Origin of the sequence: Staphylococcus sp. IVB6181 (genome assembly GCF_025561445.1) — a bacterium.
GTDB lineage: Bacteria > Bacillota > Bacilli > Staphylococcales > Staphylococcaceae > Staphylococcus > Staphylococcus simulans_B.
In genome coordinates this window covers 1,929,229-1,954,104 of record NZ_CP095096.1, presented here as the reverse complement: position 1 = coordinate 1,954,104, position 24,876 = coordinate 1,929,229, and the positions used below count along the sequence as shown (strand labels likewise).

General features: G+C 38.4%; 25 protein-coding genes. 19 read left to right on the top strand and 6 right to left on the bottom strand.

The window, feature by feature from the left end; genetic code table 11:
- Positions 1-90 precede the first annotated feature (90 nt).
- On the bottom strand, positions 91-1,008 hold the full coding sequence (locus tag MUA90_RS09495; protein WP_262586541.1) for a COX15/CtaA family protein: 918 nt from the start codon (positions 1,006-1,008) through the stop codon (positions 91-93).
- A 305-nt stretch (positions 1,009-1,313) separates the two neighbouring features.
- On the opposite strand from MUA90_RS09495, the gene cyoE reads away from it, so the two are divergent.
- The 4 genes from cyoE to MUA90_RS09475 all read left to right on the top strand — a co-directional run bounded on the left by cyoE (position 1,314) and on the right by MUA90_RS09475 (position 4,332).
- Entirely contained in the window at positions 1,314-2,225 is a 912-nt protein-coding gene (gene cyoE, locus MUA90_RS09490) for a heme o synthase (protein ID WP_262586538.1), read from the top strand.
- A 25-nt stretch (positions 2,226-2,250) separates the two neighbouring features.
- Positions 2,251-2,712, top strand: coding sequence for a DUF420 domain-containing protein (locus tag MUA90_RS09485; protein WP_105993829.1), 462 nt, complete (start codon positions 2,251-2,253; stop codon positions 2,710-2,712).
- A 123-nt stretch (positions 2,713-2,835) separates the two neighbouring features.
- On the top strand, positions 2,836-3,876 hold the full coding sequence (locus tag MUA90_RS09480; protein WP_114603617.1) for a CAP-associated domain-containing protein: 1,041 nt from the start codon (positions 2,836-2,838) through the stop codon (positions 3,874-3,876).
- Between the two features lie 15 nt (positions 3,877-3,891).
- A complete protein-coding gene (locus tag MUA90_RS09475; protein ID WP_262586536.1) occupies positions 3,892-4,332 on the top strand; it encodes a YlbF/YmcA family competence regulator in 441 nt (146 codons plus the stop codon).
- 87 nt (positions 4,333-4,419) lie between these two features.
- Here MUA90_RS09475 and MUA90_RS09470 read toward each other — a convergent pair whose 3' ends face one another.
- A complete protein-coding gene (locus MUA90_RS09470; protein WP_262586535.1) occupies positions 4,420-5,346 on the bottom strand; it encodes a lysophosphatidylglycerol phospholipase D in 927 nt (308 codons plus the stop codon).
- 141 nt (positions 5,347-5,487) lie between these two features.
- Between MUA90_RS09470 and MUA90_RS09465 the strand changes: the two genes are divergently transcribed.
- Positions 5,488-5,742, top strand: a complete 255-nt coding sequence (locus MUA90_RS09465) for a DUF2129 domain-containing protein (protein ID WP_105993833.1) — start codon at positions 5,488-5,490, stop codon at positions 5,740-5,742.
- Between the two features lie 52 nt (positions 5,743-5,794).
- Here MUA90_RS09465 and MUA90_RS09460 read toward each other — a convergent pair whose 3' ends face one another.
- The gene (locus MUA90_RS09460) at positions 5,795-6,184 is read right to left on the bottom strand and encodes a DUF7147 family protein (protein ID WP_262586533.1); all 390 of its coding nucleotides are present in this window, start codon (positions 6,182-6,184) and stop codon (positions 5,795-5,797) included.
- Positions 6,185-6,246: 62 nt separating this feature from the next.
- Here MUA90_RS09460 and rsmD point away from each other — a divergent pair, with 62 nt between their 5' ends.
- Both rsmD and coaD read left to right on the top strand, forming a co-directional pair.
- Positions 6,247-6,798 (top strand): 16S rRNA (guanine(966)-N(2))-methyltransferase RsmD, encoded by a 552-nt coding sequence (gene rsmD, locus MUA90_RS09455; protein ID WP_114603613.1) that lies wholly within the window; start codon positions 6,247-6,249, stop codon positions 6,796-6,798.
- Entirely contained in the window at positions 6,791-7,276 is a 486-nt protein-coding gene (gene coaD / locus MUA90_RS09450) for a pantetheine-phosphate adenylyltransferase (protein ID WP_114603612.1), read from the top strand. Before rsmD ends, coaD begins: the two co-directional genes overlap by 8 nt.
- 63 nt (positions 7,277-7,339) lie before the next feature.
- Here coaD and MUA90_RS09445 read toward each other — a convergent pair whose 3' ends face one another.
- A complete protein-coding gene (locus MUA90_RS09445) occupies positions 7,340-8,287 on the bottom strand; it encodes an ornithine cyclodeaminase family protein (protein WP_262586531.1) in 948 nt (315 codons plus the stop codon).
- Between the two features lie 14 nt (positions 8,288-8,301).
- Positions 8,302-9,444: a nucleotidyltransferase gene (locus MUA90_RS09440; protein ID WP_262586530.1), complete on the bottom strand. Its 1,143-nt coding sequence runs from the start codon at positions 9,442-9,444 to the stop codon at positions 8,302-8,304.
- Between the two features lie 127 nt (positions 9,445-9,571).
- Between MUA90_RS09440 and MUA90_RS09435 the strand changes: the two genes are divergently transcribed.
- The 5 genes from MUA90_RS09435 to pheT all read left to right on the top strand — a co-directional run bounded on the left by MUA90_RS09435 (position 9,572) and on the right by pheT (position 15,045).
- Positions 9,572-10,123, top strand: coding sequence for a YceD family protein (locus MUA90_RS09435; RefSeq protein ID WP_262586527.1), 552 nt, complete (start codon positions 9,572-9,574; stop codon positions 10,121-10,123).
- Positions 10,124-10,214: 91 nt separating this feature from the next.
- Positions 10,215-10,388, top strand: a complete 174-nt coding sequence (rpmF, locus tag MUA90_RS09430) for a 50S ribosomal protein L32 (protein ID WP_002480558.1) — start codon at positions 10,215-10,217, stop codon at positions 10,386-10,388.
- A gap of 103 nt (positions 10,389-10,491) precedes the next feature.
- Positions 10,492-11,238: a TrmH family RNA methyltransferase gene (locus MUA90_RS09425; RefSeq protein ID WP_262588832.1), complete on the top strand. Its 747-nt coding sequence runs from the start codon at positions 10,492-10,494 to the stop codon at positions 11,236-11,238.
- 343 nt (positions 11,239-11,581) lie between these two features.
- Positions 11,582-12,640: a phenylalanine--tRNA ligase subunit alpha gene (gene pheS, locus MUA90_RS09420; protein ID WP_105993841.1), complete on the top strand. Its 1,059-nt coding sequence runs from the start codon at positions 11,582-11,584 to the stop codon at positions 12,638-12,640.
- Entirely contained in the window at positions 12,640-15,045 is a 2,406-nt protein-coding gene (gene pheT / locus MUA90_RS09415) for a phenylalanine--tRNA ligase subunit beta (protein WP_262586523.1), read from the top strand. Before pheS ends, pheT begins: the two co-directional genes overlap by 1 nt.
- Positions 15,046-15,116: 71 nt before the next feature.
- Here the strand turns inward: pheT and rnhC are convergent, their stop codons facing one another.
- Positions 15,117-16,058 (bottom strand): ribonuclease HIII, encoded by a 942-nt coding sequence (rnhC, locus tag MUA90_RS09410; protein ID WP_262586522.1) that lies wholly within the window; start codon positions 16,056-16,058, stop codon positions 15,117-15,119.
- Between the two features lie 268 nt (positions 16,059-16,326).
- On the opposite strand from rnhC, the gene zapA reads away from it, so the two are divergent.
- The 7 genes from zapA (at position 16,327) to MUA90_RS09375 (ending at position 24,863) form a co-directional block, all read left to right on the top strand.
- Positions 16,327-16,593, top strand: a complete 267-nt coding sequence (zapA, locus tag MUA90_RS09405) for a cell division protein ZapA (protein WP_105993844.1) — start codon at positions 16,327-16,329, stop codon at positions 16,591-16,593.
- 9 nt (positions 16,594-16,602) lie between these two features.
- Positions 16,603-17,124, top strand: a complete 522-nt coding sequence (locus MUA90_RS09400) for a CvpA family protein (protein WP_262586520.1) — start codon at positions 16,603-16,605, stop codon at positions 17,122-17,124.
- A gap of 114 nt (positions 17,125-17,238) precedes the next feature.
- Positions 17,239-18,951: a DNA polymerase/3'-5' exonuclease PolX gene (gene polX, locus MUA90_RS09395; RefSeq protein WP_262588831.1), complete on the top strand. Its 1,713-nt coding sequence runs from the start codon at positions 17,239-17,241 to the stop codon at positions 18,949-18,951.
- Between the two features lie 10 nt (positions 18,952-18,961).
- Positions 18,962-21,310, top strand: coding sequence for an endonuclease MutS2 (locus MUA90_RS09390; RefSeq protein ID WP_262586518.1), 2,349 nt, complete (start codon positions 18,962-18,964; stop codon positions 21,308-21,310).
- Positions 21,311-21,429: 119 nt separating this feature from the next.
- Entirely contained in the window at positions 21,430-21,744 is a 315-nt protein-coding gene (gene trxA / locus MUA90_RS09385; RefSeq protein WP_105993848.1) for a thioredoxin, read from the top strand.
- A 219-nt stretch (positions 21,745-21,963) separates the two neighbouring features.
- On the top strand, positions 21,964-23,769 hold the full coding sequence (gene uvrC / locus MUA90_RS09380) for an excinuclease ABC subunit UvrC (protein ID WP_114603603.1): 1,806 nt from the start codon (positions 21,964-21,966) through the stop codon (positions 23,767-23,769).
- Between the two features lie 479 nt (positions 23,770-24,248).
- Positions 24,249-24,863: a succinate dehydrogenase cytochrome b558 subunit gene (locus MUA90_RS09375; protein WP_114603602.1), complete on the top strand. Its 615-nt coding sequence runs from the start codon at positions 24,249-24,251 to the stop codon at positions 24,861-24,863.
- Positions 24,864-24,876 lie beyond the last annotated feature (13 nt).

Here is a 24,876-nt window from a genome sequence, read left to right as displayed (position 1 = left end):
GATGTCTTGCGTATCAGCGCAGGGCATCTTTTTTCTCTGTATGCGTAAAAAATCCGCTCACCAATAAGATGAACGGATGCATTGAATATATTATTGATTTGCTTTTTCTGCACGTCTTGTTCGCAGCATTAATAAGATGAAGTAGGCGATTAAACCGAATTCAAATGTGATAATCAATGCGTGTAATAATGCGACTAATAAATTAACACCTGTGAAGATGGATAATGCGCCAGTCACAATTTGAAGCACGATTAATAATAATGCGGCTGTGTAACCATAACGAATTGTACGGTTTTCATGGTAATGTCTGATCGCATAGTTGAATGCGAGGAAGACACTGATACTTGCGACAAGAGCTAAGAGTCTGTGTGCAAGTTGTACCCAGTCTTGTTCAGTATGCGGAATCAAGTCTGCGAACGGTAATGGCCAAGAACCATAGGCTAATGAAGAATCGGTATGACGTACAAGGGCACCTGTGTAAATACCAACGTATAAACAAATGGCCATTGTCCATGTATAGATTCTAAGTTTATGGTCGATGTGCACTTTATTCGCTTCGTATTTTTTATCGACATCGAAAATGATAAGTGTAAGTACGAAGACAGATGAGAAACTGATTAATGAAATCCCGAAGTGCAACGCAAGTACATAATCATTTTGCTGCCAAAGTACTGCAGCTGCGCCGACTAGTGCTTGGATCAGCAAGAAACCGACACTGATAATTGCTAAAGGTTTTACTTCTTTGATATACCCGATGTTTTTCCAAGCTGTAATGACAAGCCATAAAACAACGATTAATGATAATAATGATGTAGCACGGTGGCTGAGTTCGATGATGGTATCGATTGGAAGGTTTTGCGGCAAGAATGCACCGTGGCATAACGGCCATGATGAACCGCAGCCGTTTGCTGAACCTGTTTTAGTAACAAGTGCGCCTCCTAATTGAACCCATGCCATAATAATCGTTGCGAGAACTGCTAACCATTTAAGGTTACGTTTCTTAAACAATGTAAAACACCCCACTGATTGATTGACATAGATAAAGGCAGAGAATGGGAACGATAAGTAGAGATTATCGTATTTTCCGCACCTCAAGCCTAGTTGTCATTCGATATTTTGTAATATTTATAAACATTATATCAATAATACCCTAGAATTTTAATAGTAAGTAGATTGAAAATGTGTCACAAAATTGACGATTTATTGAAATGGTTGTTGTCGCTAAAGTGTCACAAATTTGTCTTATTTCATCTAGTCAATTATTACTTTTTGCTATATCATTGTATTATATGAATATTTTAAGGAGGGGCATTATGGATAAAGGACACACTTTGTCGACAAGCTCGAGCCGTGTAACCCTTAAAGAACTGAAAGCAATTATTAAAATGGGGCTGGTTCAGGGGAACTTAATTCCTACGTTTACAGGATCATGGCTGGCGATTGCATTAGCGAATCATTCCTTCCTATCATCTCTGCCGCAAATTCTGTTAATGATGATTGGTTCAACACTCATTATGGGGGGCGCATGTGCACTCAATAACTATTATGACCAAGATATTGACCGCATCATGCCGAGCAAACAGTCAAGACCAACAGTCAATGACAGAATTTCAAATAAAAATTTATTGATTTTAAGTTTTGGAATGATGGTACTAGGTGAAATTTTATTATTCATCTTAAACATACCATCAGGTGTTATCGGTTTAATGGGGATTATCGGTTATGTCTCATTTTACTCAATCTGGTCTAAACGCCATACTACTTGGAATACTGTTATCGGGAGCTTTCCTGGTGCTGTACCGCCGCTAATCGGATGGACAGCGATTGAGGGACAACTCAGCTTAACAGCAATCGCATTATTCTTAGTTGTATTTTGTTGGCAGCCGATTCATTTCTATGCATTAGCAATTAAACGCCAAGACGAATATTCGTTAGCAAAAATACCTATGCTTCCATCGGTTAAAGGCTTTAACCGTACAAGAGTAGGCATGTTTGTATGGTTAATCGCATTATTGCCTTTACCATTATTGCTTACAAACTTAGGCACGGTGTTCGTTGTATTGGCAACACTTCTTAACTTAGGTTGGATTTATCTTGGATTAACAAGCTTCAAGAAGAACTTCAATCAAAAGAAATGGACTACTTTAATGTTTGTTTACTCACTTAACTACTTAGTGCTATTCTTTGCTTTAGCAGTAGTAATTTCTTTAATCAATATGATTTAAATAAATTGAAGATAGGATGAGATTTATGAGTCTACCTATATTGCCGACAATAAGTACCAGCTGTATTCAAATCTGTGCAGCGCTTGTTATTGTTGGGTGGTACTTGATTAAAAAACGTAAAATTGAAGCGCATAAAAAAGTCATGTTAACAGCTGCTTTCTTTGCTTTAACATTCTTCGTAATTTATGCGAGCAGAACATTCTTTATCGGGAATACCGCATTCGGCGGTCCCGCATGGTTGAAAGGTTACTATCATTTCTTCTTAATCTTCCACATTGCATTATCGACAGTGGGCGGATTAATGGGATTATTCCAAATCATTACAGCATTCAAAGATAAATTTAATCTCCACAGAAAAGTGGGCCCTTGGGCTGCAATTATTTGGATTTTTACAGCTTTCACAGGAATCATCGTATACATCTTGTTATATGTTATGTATCCTGGCGGAGAAACAACTTCATTATTCAAAGCTACTTTCGGCTTTTAAACATTAAACATCGACTGATAACGTTTTGTTGTTAGTCGATGTTTTTAATTAGCATACAATCCTTGCGAGTGCACGTGTGAAACGTGTACAATGATAATTACTTAACATTGAGGTGGGCGGAGAATGAGGAACTTAATTATTAAAGTGGTAGGAGTGCTGCTCCTCATAACTTTTCTTATCTATTTATTTTATTCGCCTCGGCTGAAATTCGATGTGTTAGAAAATCCGAACAAGAAAACGCCGACGAAAACTGAACAAACACAAAAGAAAGTAGAACAAGCAGAGAATCCGAAACCTAAATCAGGTATCGGGACTTGGGTGAATAATGATATTAGCGGTTTAACTAAAAAATTCGGTCAAGCTGACCGTGTTTATGAATATTATGATGACTATAAGAACTATGTATTCAGAGAAAACAACCAATATTATATTGTGACGACTAAAAACAATATTATTAAATCGGTCTATGCGACAGGTACTAAAGCAGATATCGAACCGATTAAAATCTCAGAAGACGCTTCTAGTATTTTTGAAAATACGAGCATCAACCCTGAACCTACAGTCAACGCAAATGGTAAACAATATGATTTAGAACTTTCAGATGAAGATATGAAAACACAAATGCTGATAAAATACGGCAATACTTACGCCCAAGTTTACATTGATCAGCAAACCAATAAAGTTGTAGGTGTACGTTTCTTAGACGCAGAAGCGCTGGTAATGTTTAATCCTTATCAAATGACGAAGTCTTCAGATGAAAAGACAATTGAAAACAAACATAAAAATGTGCCGTATGAACAAAACGTAAACCAATTGATGACGTTATACGAAGTGACAAACCAAATCCGTCACTTAAAAGGATTAAAACCGTTTAAAGTCAATAATGATTTAAGTCATATTGCTTCAGTAAACTTATATGAAAGTACTAATAATAAGAATGTTGAATTTACAGAAGGTGCTTTAAAACAACAATTAGATGATAGAGATATCAAGTTCAAATCTGTTGGCCAAAACGTCGGATATGACTTTAATGATGTACCGACCTTGCTGCACAGTTGGCTGAACTCGGATATACATCGTTCAAGAATCTTGAATACACAGTATACTGAAATGGGCGGAGACGTCATGGATGGTTATTATACATTAATCTTTATTGAAGAATGATGGAAGGTGACACGAATGATAAATACTGAAGTCATTGATGTTTTAGACCATGTAGATGCAGTGAGCGATATGATTTTGCAGTCTGACATTTATCATGCTTATCGTCTGGCACGACAAGAGATGAATGAAGACGAAACAGCACAAGCACATTATCAAACGTTTATGAAAAACAAAGTGCAATATGATGAAGTGATGCGTTTCGGCAAATATCATCCAGATTATCAAACGGTATCGCGTGCAACAAGAAAAAGCAAACGTGATTACGAAATGGTGCCATCTGTCATGGCCTATAAACAAAAGGAAGTAGAACTTCAAAATTTGGTAGATGAAGTGATTACAATCATCGCAACTTCTATTTCAGATAACGTTAAAATCGAAGTCGGCAATCCTTTCTTCAGAACGGATATGCACGGCTGCAGTACAGGCGGCAGCTGCCAATGCCAAGTACATGCATAAAGTTTAATAAGATAGATAGAAAGCACACGCTCAAATAAATGGGCGTGTGCTTTTCGTTATAGTTATATATTGTTGGGATGAGCTATATTAATGCTGCGATTGATTTTGACGGTATTGATAAGCTAAATCCGGTCGATCGGTCACAATGGTATGTGTACCTTTGTTGAATAAGTCGCTCATTAAATCAATACTGTTCACACCATAATAGCCTGGTACAATATTACGTGAATTCAACCATTGAATTAAACGTTGAGATGTTAATGGAATGCCGTTATAGCTTGTAGGCATTTGGAACGTATTGGCTTGTACTTCGAACATGTTGCCGAGTCCGGTAAAGAATTTAGCTAAGCCGACTGTTACTTCTTCTTGACTAGCGCCTACAGCGACAGTGCCTAAACTGAATTCAGAGAAGCGGGCGATTTGATCTTGATAGAAACTTGTAACTAAGACACGGTCTTGTGCATCGTGACGCGCAATCGATTCGAATAATAATTCCGGAGCAATTGTACCTTCATATGAATCCGGACTGTCTTTTAAATCGACATTAATCAGCATATCCGGATAAAGTTCTAAGAGTTCATCAAAAGTTAAAATTTTCGCATCCGGATGATTGCGGTAAGGTGTGTCATTATTAATGTCTTTAAAGTGATAGCCTGCATCTAAGCGCTGCAATTCATCTAAACGATGTTCGCGCACTTTGCCTGAACCGTTGTTCGTACGGTCTACTGTCGCATCGTGGAAGACGATTAATTTTTCATCGCTTGTCACGCGGACATCTGTTTCAAAGCCGTCGACTTCATAGTCTTTGGCGTTATCAAATGCAAGTTTCGTTTGTTCCGGACGTAAAGCCATTCCGCCGCGATGTGCGAAAATATAATGGGATTTACGTGTGAAGAAAGGCGGAATCGGATGAGATTCAGGTTGACCCTTAAATTTAGAGAATAAGATAAGTCCGCTGAATATACCGGCAGCACCTGCTGCACTGTTTCTGATAAGTCTACTTATTTTTACCATGTAATTTGCCTCCTAATTTGTTATGAAAACAGCGTCAAGCCTCTGTCTATCACAATGGATTTCAGTGATAGCAGTGCTTGTTCGTTATTTCAAAAATGGTCAAGTCGTGATACTATAGATTAAAGTAATGGAGTGATCAAAATGACAGAAATCATACCTAGAACCAGTTTAATTATATACCTTAAGCACATGAAACATGAACGTCATATTAGAAAATACGGGCACATTATCTATAGCAACCGCACACGTAAATACGTTGTCATGTATATTAATGAAAATGATGCAGATCGTATTGTAAACCGACTCATGAAATTAAAGTATGTGCGTCACATTGATGGTTCTCCTTATAAATATTTAAAGAAAACGTATGAAAAAGAAAAATACGAAATCAATTAGCAGCACCACTACTGTATCATCAACTATATCCTAACTTTCATGTCATTAAACGTTATTGCAACGGCGGAATCCAACGATAGAGACGCAGTACGCCGATGAGATAATTGAAGTAGAGGTCTAAATCATAAAAGTCATCGGTTGATTTAACGTCTAGTTCTGTTAATTGCACGTTATATTGTTCGGCGAATCCTCGAATCATCTCAGACTTTTTATTATCTTTTGGATGAGGATAGTCAAAAGCATTGACCATAATGTACATGGCTTGAAAGTAATTGCCTTCTGTCGGATTCATGATGATTGCAGCTGAACTCAAGCCTTTTTCTGATTGAGGGCTGTTAAAGAATACAATTCTGTTAATACGGGCATGATTGTATTCGATTAATGTTTTGAACTCGAATAAATCGGTGAGACCTTCACCGAGTACAATAAAAGATTGTTTCATTTTGGAAATCCTCCTTAATACCCAAATTATATTATAGAACGAGAGAGGAAGTGAAGTGTAAGATGAGAGTGATTGCAGGACTGCATAAAAGCAAGCCGTTAGAAAGTTTAGAAGGGCGTAATACACGTCCGACAATGGATAAAGTAAAAGAAAGTATCTTTAATAGTCTGCATGAAGTAACTGGTATCGGTTTAGATTTATTTGCGGGAAGCGGAGGACTCGGCATAGAGGCATTATCTCGCGGTATAGACAAAATGATTTTCGTGGACCAGAACTTCAAAGCTGTCAAAGTTATCAAATCCAACTTGAAAAGCTTGGATTTAATGAAACAATCAGAAGTATATAAAAACAATGCGGATCGTGCATTGAAAGCCTTAGCGAAACGCGAAATCCAATTTGATTTAATCTTTTTAGACCCGCCTTATGAAAAAGGGCTGATTGATGAAGCGCTTGTTAAAATTGCGGAGTTTAACTTATTGAAGAAAAGTGGTATCATCGTGTGTGAGTTCAACCATAAAGAAAACATTGATATTCATACTTTCAAGTTGATTAAACGTTATCATTATGGATTAACAGATACTATGTTATTAGAAAAAGGAGAACATGATGGCTGAAACAAAAGCAGTAATTCCAGGTAGTTTCGATCCAATTACATATGGGCATGTGGATATTATCGAACGTGTTGCACAACGCTTTGATGAGATTCATATCTGTGTATTAAAGAATAGTAACAAATCGGGCACATTTACTGTAGAAGAACGCATCGCTTTGATTGAAGCTTCTGTAGCGGATATCCCGAATGTTCAAGTCCACCAATTTAACGGGTTGCTGGTAGATTTTTGCGACCAAATCGGTGCGAAAACAATCATTCGCGGATTACGTGCAGTCAGCGACTTTGAATATGAATTACGTTTAACATCTATGAATAAAAAGCTGAACAGTGATGTAGAAACACTCTACATGATGACAAGTACTAATTATTCATTTATCAGTTCGAGCGTAGTAAAAGAGGTTGCACAATACAAAGCGGATATTTCTGAATTTGTACCCCCACCGGTTGAAAGAGCATTAAGAGAAAAGTTCGGAAAATAATTAAAACACGTTCCAACTTCAAGCTTGTAAGTAACAAGGGAAGTTGAAACGTGTTTTTTTGTTTTATTTTAATTGATTGTAAGCGCCGATTGCGACAGCTAAATCAAAGTAAGCAGCGCCGACACATTTGAAGACAGTAATACCTTCATCTGTTTTGCGATACGATTGACCATTCAGCGAGAGGGTCTTTAATTCATCGCTGATTTGGTCGAATGTGAACGTACCATTCGCATCTGCATCAATTAATTCTCCAGATTCATCTTTGACACCTTCTAAATCATCTACGACAACCCTTTCTGCTTGCGGAAAAATACGATTATCTAGTTCCTTCATCGCTGGCTGATAAGAACCGATACCGTTGATATGTGTACCAGGTTGAATATCATCAGCGTTGAACACAGGTGCTGTAGAAGGGGTTTGACAATTTAAAATATCTGCTTGTTTGACAAGGTCTGCCACATTTTCTTCTACTTTAACGGTTAAATCCGGATAGTCTTTAAGGATACGTGCTTTGAACGCCTCAGCCTTTTCAGTTGTACGATTGTACAATACAACCGTATCGATATCGCGGACGGCTATATTGCCGAGAAATTGTTCGTACGCCATACCGCCTGTGCCGATCATCCCTAATACATGTGCATCTTCTCTGCTCATGTATTTCGTTGCGATACCGCTTAATGCACCTGTACGCAGACGTGTTAAGTAACTGCCGTCGATGACTGCCGTATGTTCTCCGGTTTGGAGTTGAGTAATCACAATTTGTGCTTGTGTCGTCGGCAGATGATGCTGCGGATTCTCTGGTGTAATAGAAGTAATTTTAATAGTACCGAGCTGCTTTGCAGTATCCACACAAGGCATATATAACATAGATTTTGCGCCATCGCCTGTAGGAATGACAGTACGTTGTGCAGTTTGAATATCGTCTAAATGACGAAAGACATTTTCAATATCTTCAATTGCTTGTGCCATCGGATAATGCTGCTGAACGGTTGTTTCTGAATAAACTTGCATAGATTTTGCCTCCTTTATTCTGACTGTACCCTAATTACCGGTGTATTGAAATCATCTTGGGTTTCGCCTGATATCCAATTGTATACCGTAGTTGCTTGTATCTCATGTTTGAAGTAAGGGGCAGTCGATTGATTGACGTTTGTAATATAATGTCTATCTGGAAATTGCTGCTTGAGCGATTTCAAATAAGCTTGACCTTTTTCGTTCATACCTAAGATACGAACCGCTGATACATTGTCTTGTTTTTCTGCTTGTTTAAAGTTTAACAAGATGTTCATTAACATACGCTGGATACGGGTATAAGTATAGCGCTTGGTCTTAAGTTGAGACATCAACTGATCAAAGCTTTGTGAATGCAGAATTTGTGCTTTTAAACGATGTTCAAATCCTTCGCTGACTGTGTGAATGTGCTGCAGTTCTTCTGGCGAAGCACGTAAAATTGCATATTTGAGATAAGGGAAGCAATCTTCAACAGTAAGGTGCGGTTTGTTGTAAAGCTGTTTCACAGCTGCAGGAACAACTGATTCAAATAATCGGTCTTCGTTTTCAAGCGATTTGCGGATGGCTGTACCGCTGGCAAATTGCCTATGCGAAATGATCGGATGATGGTGCTGCGATTGATGTCTTTTAATTGTATAAGGCGTCATATTCGGTGCAAAATTGTGTATAGCTTGTACATATGAGAGACCTAAGATATTATTAGGTGTCTGAAGCAAATGCGGTTCTCCTAATAATTCATTGATAATTCTAGGATAACTTTTGCCTTCTCGCTGCTTTGTTTGAAATTCAGGGTGTTCTTCGATATGGTTGAGTTGCAAGGCGATGTGCTCGAAATCTTTGATGCTGCCGGATTCGCTTCCAAAGACCAAGGCATCGCAATTCAGATAGTCTGCAACTTTCACACCCATTTCAGCAAAGTATTCACCTGCAGAAAGTGCCGCAAAAGCAGGTAATTCGACGACAAGGTCGCAAGAAGACAAGGCCATTTGCGTTCGCAGGAATTTATTATAAATTGCAGGTTGGCCTCGCATGACAAATTGTCCGCTCATAATTGCCGCAGTGACATCTGCATTTGCGATTTGACGTGCTTGTTCAACGTGATAAGCATGCCCGTTATGGAAGGGATTATACTCTGTAATGAGTGCAGCGCATTTCATTTGCAATCCGTCCTTTCAGAATTCATTATTATTATTGTATCAAAAAGTCAGGATGTTAAGAAAAAATCTTGACAACTTAACGCTAGAAAGTTAAAATAAATTTTGTGCTTGTTAGAGGTGAAGCCATATGAAATGGTCAATAACGCAATTAAGAAAATATCAAGGTAAGCCTTTTGAATTTGATCAAACAGTAAATTTTAATCATTTAATTGATAAACTAGGACTTATAGATTTATCTGAAATCCGAGTTAAGGGTCAACTTGATGTCAAATCAAATGAAGTTGTCGCAGATATGCATCTCACAGGTGCTTACACTATGGAAGATGCACGTACATTAGAACCGGTCAAGGTTCCGATTGATATTGAGACAACGGAAATATTTGATTCAGAAGGTCATGAATACAGCGACGGCGAAGATGATGAGAATGAACATTATCACTTAGCTGTCAGCGGAATGATTGATTTACGTGATATCGCAGAAGAGCTTGTCATCATAGAAAAGCCTATCCGAGCAGTGGCAGACGACAGCAGTATCGACGATATGCTGCAAGGCGGTCACGGTTGGGATGTTATTGACGAAGACCAATTAGAAGAAAGTGAACAAGCAGAAGCAAACGATTCTAAGACAGTCGATCCAAGGCTTCAAAAATTACAACAATTTTATGATGAAAAGCAATAGAAGTTGGTGTACAATAGATAGTATTGTAATTAACAGCTTAATCACACAGTAACAAAGATTTTTGTGTTTGAATTTTAAGGAGGATTAAATCATGGCAGTACCAAAAAGAAGAACATCTAAAACTAGAAAAAATAAACGTCGTACTCACTTCAAATTATCAGTACCAGGTATGACTGAATGCCCTAACTGTGGTGAATACAAATTATCTCACCGCGTTTGTAAAAACTGTGGTTCTTACAATGGTGAAGAAGTCGTTTCAAAATAATCGATGATTAACGTGACCAATCGTACTTGCGGTTGGTCTTTTTTATTATTTTTTTACATATCCATGATAGAATAAGGAAAAATCGCAAATGAGGGAACCGATGATGGAACAAATCACTTCAGCACAAAATGCTAAAGTCAAACAAGCGAATAAGTTGAAAAAGAAAAAAGAACGTGACAAAACCGGATTATTGCTGGTTGAAGGTACACATTTGATTGAAGAAGCAGTGAAAAGCCGCCTAACTGTTAAACAGCTTTTTGTTGTAGAACCTGAGCGCTTTGACGCAGCACTGATTGATGCTGCAGAAGAAGCGTATCACATTAATTTCAAAGTGGCAGAAACATTATCCGGAACAGTAACACCGCAAGGTATCTTTGCGGTAATTGAAAAGCCGGATGTTGTTTCTAAAGTTTCAGAGGCCAAACAAGTATTGCTGCTGGACCGTATTCAAGATCCAGGCAACTTAGGAACATTAATCCGTACTGCAGATGCGGCAGCTTTAGATTTGATTGTCTTATCACCGGGTACTGCAGATGCCTATCAAGATAAAGTCTTGCGTTCGAGTCAAGGCAGTGTGTTCCACTTGCCGATTGTGACACAAGCATTGCCTGAGTTTATTGAAAGTTTTGAAGGACCGATATACGGTACAGCTTTAGAAGATGCGGTCAATTTTAATGAAGAAGCGGCTCAAGAGAAGTTTGCTTTGTTATTAGGCAATGAAGGACAAGGCGTAGATCCAGAGTTATTAGCACATACTACAAAACGTCTGACAATACCGATGTATGGCGATGCAGAAAGTTTAAATGTTGCGATTGCCGGAAGCATTTTGATCTATAAATTAAAAGGTTGACCCTTTAGTAAGGATTACTTATAATTAGATGTGATTCAATGTTTATTGTTATAGGATAACATGAACAGATAAATAAATACTTTGCCTATAAAAAGACGTAAGCTATCAAGCGATGACTGTATAGGGAGAATGAGCGTGACTGAAACTCATTCCAGAAATCCATAGCTTTTTTCACCTTTTTGGCAACTTAAAGAGATTTAAGTCGGTTAATAACCGTTATAAATTATAAAACAAGTGTATGCGTATGCATAAATTTGGGTGGTACCACGGAAGATTTCGTCCCATATCGTAAGAGGGGGATGAAGTCTTTTTTTATTGCCAACACAAAATAGGAGGGGCAGACATGGTTCAAACTGAAGAAATGAATCAGCTGAAATCTGAAGCTTTGGCAGATGTGTCAAAAGCAGAAGATGAAAAAGCATTGCAAGATGTTAAAGTAAAGTACTTAGGTAAAAAAGGTTCTGTTTCAGGTTTAATGAAACAAATGAAAGATTTATCAAATGAAGAAAAACCGAAATTCGGTCAAGCTGTGAATGAAGTGCGTCAAGCGATTGAACAAGCCATCGCAGACCGCAAACAAGTGCTTGAACAAGAGCGCTTAAATCAACAATTAAATGAAGAAACAATCGATGTGACATTACCGAGCCGCAAGGTTAAACAAGGTGCAGCACATCCATTGACACGTACAATTCAAGAAATCGAAGATTTATTCTTAGGTTTAGGCTTTGAAATTGTGAACGGTTATGAAGTAGAGAAAGATTACTACAACTTCGAAGCATTGAACTTGCCGAAATCACACCCGGCACGTGATATGCAAGATACATTCTATATCACTGAAGAAACATTAATGCGTACGCATACGTCTCCGGTACAAGCGCGTACATTAGAAAAACGCAACGGCCAAGGACCAGTTAAAATTATTTGTCCTGGTAAAGTGTACCGCCGAGATTCAGATGATGCGACACACAGTCACCAATTTACACAAATTGAGGGCTTAGTTGTTGCGGAAAATATTAAAATGAGCGACTTGAAAGGGACACTAGAACTTGTAGCGAAGAAATTATTCGGTGATGCACGCGAAATTCGTTTGCGTCCAAGTTACTTCCCATTCACAGAACCATCTGTAGAAGTAGACGTGTCATGTTTCAAATGCGGCGGCAAAGGCTGCAACGTATGTAAAGGTTCAGGCTGGATTGAAATCTTAGGTGCAGGTATGGTGCATCCGAACGTATTAGAAATGGCTGGATTTGATTCATCTAAATATACTGGATTTGCCTTTGGTATGGGTCCAGACCGTATCGCAATGTTGAAATACGGTATTGAAGATATTCGTTATTTCTACACAAATGATGTTCGATTCTTAGATCAATTTAAAGCTGTTGAAGATAGAGGTGAAGCATAATGTTTGTATCAAAAGAGTGGTTAGAGTCATTAGTCGCTGTCAACGAACCGATTCAACCTTTAGCTGAACGTATTACACGTACAGGCATTGAAGTTGATGACATCATTGATTATACGGCTGAGATCAAAAAGTTAGTAGTAGGTTATGTAGAAAGCAAAACACAACATCCGAATGCGGATAAATTAAACATCTGTAAAGTAGATATCGGTGAAGATGAACCGGTACAAATCGTCTGCGGCGCACCGAATGTCGATGCAGGACAATATGTAATTGTAGCGACTGTAGGCGGTCGTTTGCCTGGCGGTATTAAAATCAAACGTGCCAAACTACGCGGCGAAGTTTCAGAAGGTATGATTTGTTCATTACAAGAAATCGGTGTATCAGGCAACGTTGTGCCAAAAGCGTTTGAAGAGGGTATTTTCAATTTCCCAAGCGAAGTAAAACCAGGCACAAATGCATTAGAAGCATTGTATCTAGATGATCAAGTGATGGAATTTGATTTAACACCTAACCGTGCCGATGCATTGAGTATGGTAGGTGCGGCGTATGAAACATCTGCACTTTACGGTGCACCATTAACATTGCCAGAAACACAGCCTGATACGAAAGATGCTTCTGCGTCTGATGAATTATCAGTTTCTGTTGAAAATGGAGACAAAGTCCCTTATTACAGTGCGCGTGTTGTTAAAAATGTAACGATTGCACCTTCTCCGATGTGGATGCAAGCACGTTTAATGAAAGCGAGTATCCGTCCGCTTAATAACGTCGTAGATATTTCAAACTACGTATTGCTTGAATATGGTCAACCGCTCCACATGTTCGACCAAGACCAAATCGGTTCAGATGAAATTGTTGTACGCCAAGCACAAGAAGGCGAAACAATGACAACATTAGACGATACTGAACGTAAATTACTTGCTTCAGATATCGTGATTACTAACGGCAAAGCACCGATTGCACTCGGCGGTGTTATGGGCGGCGACTTCTCTGAGGTTTCAGATCAAACACAAAATGTTGTGGTTGAAGGCGCAATCTTCGATCCAGTAAGTATCCGTCATACATCACGTCGTTTAAACTTGCGCAGTGAATCATCAAGCCGTTTTGAAAAAGGCATTGCGACAGAATTTGTAGATCAAGCTGTCGACCGTGCATGTTACTTACTAGAACACTATGCCAACGGTGAAGTATTAGCTGATCGTGTTGCACAAGGCGACTTAGGCGAATTCATTACACCAATTCAAATTTCAGTTGATAAAATCAATCAAACTATCGGTTCTGAAATGACACTTGAAGATATTGTTAAATGTTTTGAACAATTAGGCTTCAAAACTGAAAACGATAACGGCAATTTAACAGTTTATGTACCATCACGCCGTAAAGATATTAAAATCAAAGAGGATTTAATCGAAGAAGTAGCACGTATTTACGGTTATGATGAAATTCCTTCTTCATTGCCTGTCTTTGAAGATGTGACAAGCGGACATTTAACAGACAGACAAGCGAAAACACGTATTGTGAAACGTGCAATTGAAGGGGCAGGCTTAAGCGAAGCTATCACTTATTCTTTAATCTCTAAAGCGCGTGCGAAAGAATTCTCAGTCAGCGATCGTCCTAATATCGAATTACTGATGCCGATGAGTGAAGCACATGCTGTATTACGTCAAAGTTTATTGCCGCACTTGATTGATGCGACAGCTTATAACGTGGCACGTAAAAATCATGATGTCTTCTTATACGAAATCGGTCGTGTCTTCTTCGGCAACGGCAAAGGAGAATTACCGGATGAAGTAGAATACCTCAGCGGTATTATGACTGGCGAATACAGCGGCAACCAATGGCAAGGTAAAAAAGAAATCACTGATTTCTATCTTGCGAAAGGTATTTTAGATGCTGTAGCGGAAAAATTAGATATCGAATTCGGATATCAAGCGGCTCAAATCGACGGCTTGCATCCAGGTCGTACAGCACAAGTATTGCTCAACGATGAAGTAATTGGTTTCATCGGGGAACTTCACCCGCAGCTTGCAGAAGACAATGACTTGAAACAACGTACGTATGTCTTTGAATTGAACTACGACAAAATCATGGATGTTTCTGTCGGCTATATCAACTATCAACCGATTCCGAAATATCCAGGTGTGACAAGAGATATTGCATTAGAAGTCGATACAACAGTATCAGCTGCAGAATTGCTTTCAACGATCAAAGCAAACGGCGGCACTATCTTTAAAGATGCACATGTCTTTGATGTTTATGAAGGCGAACATATGGAAGAAGGTAAAAAATCAGTTGCTATCCGTATCGCTTACTTGGATAAAGACAATACTTTAACAGATGAACAAGTGACTGCAGTACACAATCAAATTGTGGACGCATTAACTGCACAAGGTGCAACAATTCGTTAAGATGCAGTCAAAAAAATTACCCTTTCCTCACAATTGTGCGGGGAAAGGGTATTTTTATTGGATAAATGACATTAATGTTTTTTGTTATAGAGATTTAAAGCTTTATCTCGGTTCTTAAAGTGTGCTTTTGACATATTGTCTAATTTTTGAATGCCGTATTGGTCAATGATACGTGCCGCAAATAAATCTACTTTATTGCTGGCACCTTTAGGTACTGTTTGATGTACATCTCTGCTCATTTGATCCATATATTTAACGAATGCATAGCGGGAGATAATACTCGCCGCAGCAATGGCTAATGATTTGGATTCGCCTTTTGTTTCAAAACAAGTTTTGTCAGGATAAGGCATTGGAGAGAGTGCATAGTTTTGATAGACACCGCGTACTGCGAATTGGTCAATGACTATGTAATCCAAAGGTTCGCCTTGCTGTGCAATTCGATCCGCAACATTTTGAATGGCTTGGTTATGCAATACAGCTTTCATTTTGACTTGCGACCAGCCTTTTTGCTGCTGCTGATTGTATTTGTCATTGTTCATAGTCAGTAATGAGTGCGGTATAAAAGTCACAAGTTGTTCCGCAAGTTCGACGATTTTTGCATCGGTTAATTTTTTAGAGTCATCGACACCTAAGGTTTTTAAAATTTCAGCGTTCTTTTTCGAAACATATGCTGCACACACTGTGAGCGGTCCAAAGTAATCGCCGCTGCCGGCTTCATCACTGCCGATACAATTGGATTGATTAAATGGAAAAGTTTTTGATGGATCAGCTGATTTTGTTTTTTTAGTTTTAGATGGGGCAGGAGAAGCAGAAGTGCCGAACAGCTGCTGTGCGAATTGTTCTGCTTGATTGCCTTGGAACATGACTTTCTTAGAATTATAGATATTAATAGTTGTCCCTTTATATTTGGTTCTGGCACGCATGCCAGCGGGTAGATTAGAAGTATCAGCTTGAATTTTTGAAAGCAAATGCTGAATTTCTTTTTCTGTTAGTTTAAAAACGGCGTTGGCCATATGATTGCTCCTTATTTAATAGAATCTATTCACAGTTTACTACAGATTGTCTGCGAAACAAATTTTAGTATATTACATTAGTTTTACAATATATTGCAAAAAAGAGTACAGTACTTACATAATAAATAGCACTCGTGTATAATGGTTCGTGATGAATAAATAGGATTGATTTCAACCAAAAAGAGAAGTTGAATGGCGGTCAGAGAAGCAAAAACTGACCGATCTGTGTGTAGACATGCGCAAAATTAGCAAGATAGGAGTTATCAAATTGGGCGAATTTAAAAATAGAATCAATGTTTCAATCAATAATAAGAACTATACGATAGTCGGCGAAGATAATCCTGAGCATATTCGATATGTCGCTCATCTTGTAGATGAAAAAATTCAGGAATTAGGACGTAAAAGTGCCGGATTAGATACGACACGAAAAGCAGTACTGACTGCAGTCAATATTATGCATGAAAAGGTGTTGTTAGAAGAAGAGAATCGTCGTTTGACACAAGAGTTGAACCGTTTGAAAAACAATGAACAGTAGGTTATGCCTATGCTATTAAATGTGCTGATATTTATTACTTTTTTCATGATTGCCGCAATGGGTTTCCGCAGAGGATTCTGGTGGAGTCTGGTTCATTTTTTATGTACAGCAGCTTCGTTTATCACAGCTGCAACATTGTATGCGCCAGTCGCAAAACGTTTAGAATTGTTTCTGCCGTTTCCTAAGACACAAGCTGCACAGACACATTATTTTATAGAATATCATAATATTCATTTGCGCTTTGAGAGTATTGTTGCGTTTATTTTGATATTCTTGATGAGCAAGTTTATTTTATATCTCATCGTCACCGCATTTGATAAAATAACGTATATACAACCCTTATCAATCATGAATCGAAGTTTTGGGGGCATTATCAGCTTTTTGAGTTCGGTGATGATTGTTCTGCTCGTATTATACTTATGCAGTTTATACCCAAGTGTTTTGATTCAGCAGCAATTTGCACAATCTGTAATTGCACAATTGATACTCTTTCAAACCCCATATCTGTCGTCTTTTGTGATGACATTATAATTCAATGTTTAATTACTAAACCAAGAGGAGGCTTAAACATTCGTCCATCAGTACCGATATTCGAATGACAGAAAGTCCCTCTTTTTAATTGGAGTGAATCAAATGAGTCAACATATAACAAAGAAGGATGTCGTGCGCTTATTAGAGAAAATCGCAACGTACATGGAGTTAAAAGGCGAAAATGCCTTTAAAGTATCAGCTTACCGCAAAGCTGCACAAAGTTTAGAGACAGATGAAAGAACATTAGATGAAATCGAAGATGTGACAGAGCTGAAAAACATCGGCAAAGGTGTCGGCGAGGTCATCAATGAATATATCAGTACGAGCGAATCACAAACACTGCAAGCATTAGAAGAAGAAGTGCCTGCAGGATTAGTGCCGCTGCTTAAAATACAAGGTCTCGGCAGCAAGAAAATCCATAAGCTGTATAAGGAACTGGGTATTACCAACAAAGAGGAATTAGCACGTGCATGTGAAAATAAAGAAGTCAGTGCTTTAAGCGGATTCGGCAAGAAGACTGAAGAGAATATTCTAGCAGGTGTACAAGCGTTGAGTGCCAGAAAAGAACGCTATCCAATCAACTTGCTGATAAAACTGAATGATGAAATAGAGGCATATTTATCGACAATTGATGCATTGGAGCAGTATCATGTGGCAGGCAGTTTCCGTCGTGTGAAAGAAATGAGCAAAGACTTGGATTATATTATGAGTACAACAGAACCTGAGAAAGTTCAGCAAGCCTTATTGAACGTACCGCATAAAGTCAAAGATGTAGCTGTCGGATTGACTAAAGTCTCTGTTGAAGTGGAGTTTGAAGATGAAATCATAGAAATTGATTTTAGAATTATAGAACCAAAAGCATACTATCATACGCTGCAGCACTTTACAGGTTCAAAAGATCATAATATCCGTATCCGCCAACTTGCGAAAGAACGCGGTGAGAAAGTCAGCGAATACGGCATTGAACAACCAGACGGTTCATTGCTGCAGCTGGATAGCGAAGCAGCGATTTACGAACATTTCAACAGTCCTTATATTGCACCGCCGATGCGTGTCGATGGCAGTGAATTCGATAGAGATTTATCTCAAATAGTCACACTGGATGACATCAAAGGCGATGTGCATATGCATACAACGATGAGTGATGGTGCATTCAGTTTAAGGGAAATGGTAGAAGCGAACATCAAAAAAGGGTATGAATATATGGTGATTACCGATCATTCCCGCAGCTTGCGTGTCGCGCACGGCTTAGAAATTGACCGTTTACTGCGTCAAAATGAAGACATTAAAGCTATCAATGAAGAATATGATGAAATCGATATCTATTCAGGAACAGAAATGGATATTTTAGCAGACGGAACAATGGATTATCCGGATGATGTATTGGCACAATTAGATTATGTTATTGCATCGATTCATCAAAGCTTTAATCAAACAGAAGAAGAGATTATGTATCGCTTAGAACAAGCGTGCCGCAATCCTTATGTACGTCATATTGCACATCCGACTGGACGTATTATCGGCAGACGCGACGGTTATAAAGTCAATATGGACCGTTTGTTCGAACTTGCGAAAGAGACAGATACAATCTTAGAAATTAATGCCAATCCATTACGTTTGGATCTAAGTGCAGAAGTGCTGCGTCATCAAAAAGATATTATGGTGACTATTAATACAGATGCACACCATATCGATAACTTAGAATTAATGCAATACGGTGTCGCAACTGCACAAAAAGCATTTATCGATAAATCACGTGTTTTAAATACGATGACGAGAGACGAATTTAAACATTTCGTGGAAAATAATAAAAAGTTAAAGAAATAGAGGGATGTCCGTGAGACAGAAGACATTAGATGTGCTTGATTTCGATAAAATCAAAGCATTTGTGGAAAAAGAGGCAGTGAGTGATTTAGGGCGAGAAAAATGTGCGTCTATGTCGCCTGCATCTGATTATAAAACGGTAGTGCATCAAATGGATGAAACCGATGAAATATCTCAAATCTATAATAAACACCGTTTACCGAGTTTGAGCGGTTTGTCTAAAGTATCGCCGCTGATTCATCGTGCAAAAATCGGAAGTATTTTAAATGTACGAGAGCTGAATCAAATCAAACGTTTGATTCAAGTTCAAAACCAATATAAGACGTTCTACAACCAATTAATCGAAGAAGAGGAAACAATCAACTATCCGATTTTAGATGAAAATATGGCACAATTGCCCGTGCTTTCTGATTTATATCAAGAAATTCATCAAAAATGCGATGCGTATGATTTATTCGATGATGCGAGTTATGAACTCCAAAGTATCAGAAGCCGTATTCATAGTACTTCTCAGCGTATTAAGCAGAATTTAGATAGAGTCGTAAAGAGTCAATCGAATCAAAAGAAACTTTCAGATTCGATTATTACGGTCAGAAACGATCGTCATGTTATCCCGGTTAAAGCTGAATATCGCCAAGATTTCAACGGGATTGTGCATGACCAGTCATCTTCAGGACAAACATTATATATCGAACCTTCTGCGGTTGTGGAAATGAATAATAAAATCAGCCGTCTGCGTAATGAAGAAAAAGCTGAAGTAGAACGTATCTTAACAGCTTTAACAGCAGAAGTTGCTGTAGAAGCGGATGCATGTTTGGTTTCAGAATCGGTAATGGGACAAATCGATTTCTTAACTGCAAAAGCGAGATACGGCAGTTCGATTAAAGGAACGAAACCTGAATTCACTGAAACACGCAGTGTGTATCTGCCTAAAGCGTTTCATCCGTTATTAGACCGCAAGACTGTTGTCGCAAATACGATTGAATTTGTGGATGGTATTCAAACGGTAATTATCACCGGACCGAATACAGGCGGTAAAACTGTAACGCTGAAAACATTAGGAATGATTATTGTGATGGCACAATCTGGTTTATTAATTCCGGCATTAGACGGCAGTAAACTAGGTGTCTTCGACAATGTTTATTGTGATATCGGTGATGAACAATCTATTGAGCAATCCTTATCAACATTCTCATCTCATATGAAGAACATCGTAGAGATTTTAAAACATGCGGATCATAACAGTGTGATTCTCTTTGATGAATTAGGTGCAGGAACTGACCCGAGCGAAGGGGCAGCACTTGCGATGAGTATTTTAGACAATGTGCAAAAACGCGGTGCGCTAGTGATGGCGACTACACACTATCCTGAACTTAAAGCTTACAGCTATAATCGAGACGGTGTTATGAATGCCAGTGTAGAATTCGATGTTAATACATTAAGTCCTACTTATAAATTACTCATGGGTGTACCAGGGCGTTCGAATGCCTTTGAGATTTCCAGCAAATTAGGTTTGAACGGCAAAATTATTCAAGAAGCGAAATCTATGATTGGTCAAGACGAGCAAGAAATCAATAGTATGATTGCGTCATTAGAAAAGAATACGAAACGTGTAGACAATCAGCGTATCGAACTTGAACAGTTATTGCGTGAAGCTCAAGATTTACATCGTCAATTGAGTCAAAAATACGAGCAGTATCAAAACTTCGAACAAAAATTAATGGATGAAGCGAAAACAAAAGCTAATCAACGTGTGAAAGCTGCGACTAAAGAAGCAGAAGATATTATTAAAGACTTGCGCCAATTAAGAGATGAAAAGAATGCGGATGTCAAAGAACACGAATTGATTGAGAAACGCAAACATCTGGATGAGCAATATGAAGCGACTGATATTAAACAAAATGTGAAAAAACAAAAATGGGACGAAATCAAAGCCGGCGATGAAGTGAAAGTATTAACGTACGGACAAAAAGGTGAAGTTCTGGAATTGCTGGATGATGAAGAAGCGGTCGTGCAAATGGGTATCATTAAAATGAAATTGCCGATTGCGGATTTAGAAAAGAAAAAGAAAACACAAGAAAAACCAGCCAAAACGGTTTCACGTTCCAACCGTTCTCCAGTCAAAATGGAATTAGATTTACGCGGTTACCGTTATGAAGAAGCAGTGTCAGCATTGGATCAGTATTTAGATCAAGCGATGCTGAGCAATTATGAAAATGTTTATATTATTCATGGTAAGGGAACAGGTGCATTGCAGAAAGCAGTGCAGCAGCATTTGAAACGCCATAAAAATGTGGCGGAATACAGAGTAGGTACACCAAACGAAGGCGGATTCGGTGTTACCGTAGCAACTTTAAAATAAAATAGAAAAATAAAAAGTATAGGCAATAAAGCATTTTATCAGTGAGCAAAGCCGATGCAATTTCAAATGCTATCTGATATACTTTGTTCATCATTAAAATCCAAGGAGGAACGATATTTATGGCATTACTTAAAGTAACTGATTCTGACTTTAACGAAAAAGTTCAAGACGGAGTTAAATTAGTAGATTTCTGGGCAACTTGGTGCGGACCTTGTAAAATGATCGCGCCGGTATTGGAAGAATTAGCTCAAGATTTCGAAGGCAAAGCAGACATCTTAAAATTAGATGTGGACGAAAACCCTAACACAGCTGCAAAATTCGAAGTAATGAGTATTCCTACTTTAATCGTCTTCAAAGACGGCGAACCAGTAGACAAAGTTGTTGGTTTCCAACCTAAAGAAAACTTAGCTGAAGTTTTAAATAAACAACTTTAATTTGTTAGAATAATGCCGAATTTCTGCGGTTAAGCTGAAACTTGCCGCTAAATATCGAATCGACCATTATATTAAAACAGCGAGACCAGAATATGACGTTCTGGTCTTTTTCATATGCCGAGAAGTTGCACAAGCAATCAGTTCGTTGTAAAAAGCAAGCAGATGCTATAATAATGTACGACATTGTATTGCAAAATCTTAAAAGAAAGGAGGATACATTTGGAAGCTTATCAAGAGAAAATCAAACAAAAATTATCTGTTGTGCCGTTTGAACCGGGTTGTTATTTGATGAAAGACCGCAACAATCAGGTCATCTATGTAGGGAAAGCAAAGCGTTTGCGCAATCGTTTGCGTTCGTATTTTACTGGTGCGCATGATGCCAAGACAACGCGTTTAGTCGGTGAGATCCGCAACTTTGAATTCATTGTCACTGATAGTGAAACGGAGTCGCTTTTATTAGAATTGAACTTAATCAAGCAATATCAGCCGCGTTATAATATTTTGTTAAAAGATGACAAAAGTTATCCGTTTATCAAAATAACGAAAGAAAAGTATCCGCGTTTACTAGTGACAAGAACAGTCAAAAAAGGCACAGGCAAATATTTCGGACCCTATCCGAATGCTTTCTCAGCGGTGGAAACGAAAAAGCTGCTGGATCGCATTTATCCTTTTAGAAAATGCGACAAAATGCCGGATAAATTGTGCTTGTATTATCATATCGGCCAATGCTTAGGACCTTGTGTCTATGATGTAGATGAGCAGCAATATGCTCAAATGATACAAGAGGTTTCTGAGTTCTTGAACGGTGAAGATAAAACGATTATCAAAAGCTTAGAAGCACGAATGGAATCTGCAAGTGAAAATCTAGATTTCGAACAAGCAAAAGAATATCGTGATTTGATTCAGCATATTCATAATCTCACGAAGAAACAAAATATCATGTCTACAGATAATACAGCACGTGATGTGTTCGGCTACAGCGTGGCAAAAGGCTGGATGTGTGTTCAAGTGTTCTTCGTCAGAAACGGTAATATGATTCAGCGTGATACAACGATGATTCCGCTCCAGCAAACAGAAGAAGAGGAGTTCTATACGTTTATCGGTCAATTCTATCGATTGAATCAGCATTTATTGCCGAAAGAAGTGCATATTCCGAAAAATCTTGACCCTAAAATCATTCAATCTGTTGTGGATACGAAAATCGTACAGCCGGTTAGAGGGCAAAAGAAAGATTTAGTAGAAATGGCGAATCATAATGCGGAAATTTCGCTGCAAAACAAATTCGAATTGATTGCACGAGATGAATCCAGAACGATCAAAGCTATCGAAGAACTGGGCGAATGCATGGGTATTCAGACACCGATTCGAATTGAGGCTTTCGACAACTCTAACATTCAAGGTGTAGATGCTGTGTCTGCCATGGTTACTTTTGTGGACGGCAAACCTGATAAAAAGGGCTATCGCAAATACAAAATCAAAACAGTGGATGGACCGGATGATTATAAATCAATGCAAGAAGTAATCCGCAGACGTTACACACGTGTACTAAATGATGGCTTGCCGCTGCCGGATTTGATTATTGTCGATGGCGGTAAAGGTCAAATGTCTGTTGCGCTGGATGTGCTTGAAAATGAATTGGGCTTGGATATTCCGGTTGCCGGACTGCGCAAAAACGACAAGCATAAAACATCTGAATTGATTTACGGTAAAAGTGCTGAAGTGGTGCCGATGAAAAAGAACAGTCAGGCCTTTTATCTGCTTCAAAGAATACAAGATGAAGTCCATCGCTTTGCGATTACGTTCCACAGACAAACCAGACAAAAGCACGGCTTGACTTCTGTGCTGGATGATATAGAAGGTATCGGACCGAAACGCAAAACGAAGTTATTGAGAACATATGGTTCAGTTAAGAAAATGAAAGCTGCCAGTGTAGAGGATTTAAGAGAAATCGGCTTGCCGCAAAAGGTTGCTGAAAACTTGCTGGATGCTTTGAATGAAGAAAAAGAAGAGAACGAAAAGCGATAGACGGCTTAGGTTTAATGCCCAAAAGTGCTATCGCTTTTTGGTTCATTTTTAAGTCGTTGTGCAAATGAATTAAAACGATTTTTGAAAAAATTACGATGAGAATAATTCTCATGCCCAAAAGGCGTTAAAAAAATGTTACAATATCGTTAACGAGATTTTATTTTTTTAGGAGTGTTTGTAACCGTTTTCTAAATAAAAATGATTCTCAATGCGTTTTCAACCAGAACTGTGAAGCATGACTTTGTCAGAAATCAGTTCAGCTTTTGCATCTAAGATAGGGGTCCATACATATAAACAATAGGCGCTGAGCTGCCATGCTGATTCTAAGTGTAATTACAACTGCCAGCAGGGCTGTTCGTTGGTTGTTGGGACAGGTCAGATTGAAAAAACGCAATTTTTTGAGCATTTAGAGTTAGGTGCATTTCATTTCTTAAAATAAAATCAACTAATATTATTTGTTTCACAGGGGGGACTTCCTTTTGGGTTATACTAAGAATCAATTTTATTTACGACGCATTCACTCGTTACTAGGGGTTATTCCGATCGGTGCATTCTTACTTGTGCATTTGACTGTTAACCACCAAGCGACTAAAGGAGCAGGAGCTTTCAACCAAGCAGCTGGATTCATGGAATCATTACCATTCTTGCTTGCATTAGAGATTTTCTTAATTTATCTTCCAATCCTTTATCATGCGTTATACGGTATTCACATTGCATTTACGGCTAAAGAGAACATCGGCCATTATTCATGGTTCAGAAACTGGATGTTCTTCTTCCAACGCGTTACAGGTGTTTTAGCATTTATTTTCATTGCCATTCACTTCTACCAAACAAAAGTAGAAATGTGGTTAGGTCATAAAGAATTAGGATTCGATATGATGCAAGATTACTTAAGCAATCCATTCTGGTTAATCTTCTATTTAGTATTAACTGTTGCGGTTGTATTCCACTTTGCGAATGGTTTATGGTCATTCCTAGTAACTTGGGGTGTCTTGCAATCAGCTAAATCACAACGCATTTTCACATGGGTATCATTAGTAGTATTCCTTATTGTTTCTTACATCGGTGTTTCAGCAATTTTAGCATTCGTTTAAGAACACATAGAAT

Coding starts and splice junctions, on each gene's coding strand:
- MUA90_RS09470 (WP_262586535.1), bottom strand. CDS start 5,346: ATGGTAAAAATAAGTAGACTTATCAGAAACAGTGCAGCAGGTGCTGCC.
- pheT (WP_262586523.1), top strand. CDS start 12,640: ATGTTTGTATCAAAAGAGTGGTTAGAGTCATTAGTCGCTGTCAACGAA.
- MUA90_RS09400 (WP_262586520.1), top strand. CDS start 16,603: ATGCTATTAAATGTGCTGATATTTATTACTTTTTTCATGATTGCCGCA.
- MUA90_RS09440 (WP_262586530.1), bottom strand. CDS start 9,444: ATGAAATGCGCTGCACTCATTACAGAGTATAATCCCTTCCATAACGGG.
- pheS (WP_105993841.1), top strand. CDS start 11,582: ATGGTTCAAACTGAAGAAATGAATCAGCTGAAATCTGAAGCTTTGGCA.
- MUA90_RS09460 (WP_262586533.1), bottom strand. CDS start 6,184: ATGAAACAATCTTTTATTGTACTCGGTGAAGGTCTCACCGATTTATTC.
- MUA90_RS09480 (WP_114603617.1), top strand. CDS start 2,836: ATGAGGAACTTAATTATTAAAGTGGTAGGAGTGCTGCTCCTCATAACT.
- MUA90_RS09425 (WP_262588832.1), top strand. CDS start 10,492: ATGGAACAAATCACTTCAGCACAAAATGCTAAAGTCAAACAAGCGAAT.
- cyoE (WP_262586538.1), top strand. CDS start 1,314: ATGGATAAAGGACACACTTTGTCGACAAGCTCGAGCCGTGTAACCCTT.
- MUA90_RS09445 (WP_262586531.1), bottom strand. CDS start 8,287: ATGCAAGTTTATTCAGAAACAACCGTTCAGCAGCATTATCCGATGGCA.
- rnhC (WP_262586522.1), bottom strand. CDS start 16,058: ATGGCCAACGCCGTTTTTAAACTAACAGAAAAAGAAATTCAGCATTTG.
- MUA90_RS09475 (WP_262586536.1), top strand. CDS start 3,892: ATGATAAATACTGAAGTCATTGATGTTTTAGACCATGTAGATGCAGTG.
- coaD (WP_114603612.1), top strand. CDS start 6,791: ATGGCTGAAACAAAAGCAGTAATTCCAGGTAGTTTCGATCCAATTACA.
- trxA (WP_105993848.1), top strand. CDS start 21,430: ATGGCATTACTTAAAGTAACTGATTCTGACTTTAACGAAAAAGTTCAA.
- rpmF (WP_002480558.1), top strand. CDS start 10,215: ATGGCAGTACCAAAAAGAAGAACATCTAAAACTAGAAAAAATAAACGT.
- rsmD (WP_114603613.1), top strand. CDS start 6,247: ATGAGAGTGATTGCAGGACTGCATAAAAGCAAGCCGTTAGAAAGTTTA.
- MUA90_RS09465 (WP_105993833.1), top strand. CDS start 5,488: ATGACAGAAATCATACCTAGAACCAGTTTAATTATATACCTTAAGCAC.
- MUA90_RS09435 (WP_262586527.1), top strand. CDS start 9,572: ATGAAATGGTCAATAACGCAATTAAGAAAATATCAAGGTAAGCCTTTT.
- MUA90_RS09485 (WP_105993829.1), top strand. CDS start 2,251: ATGAGTCTACCTATATTGCCGACAATAAGTACCAGCTGTATTCAAATC.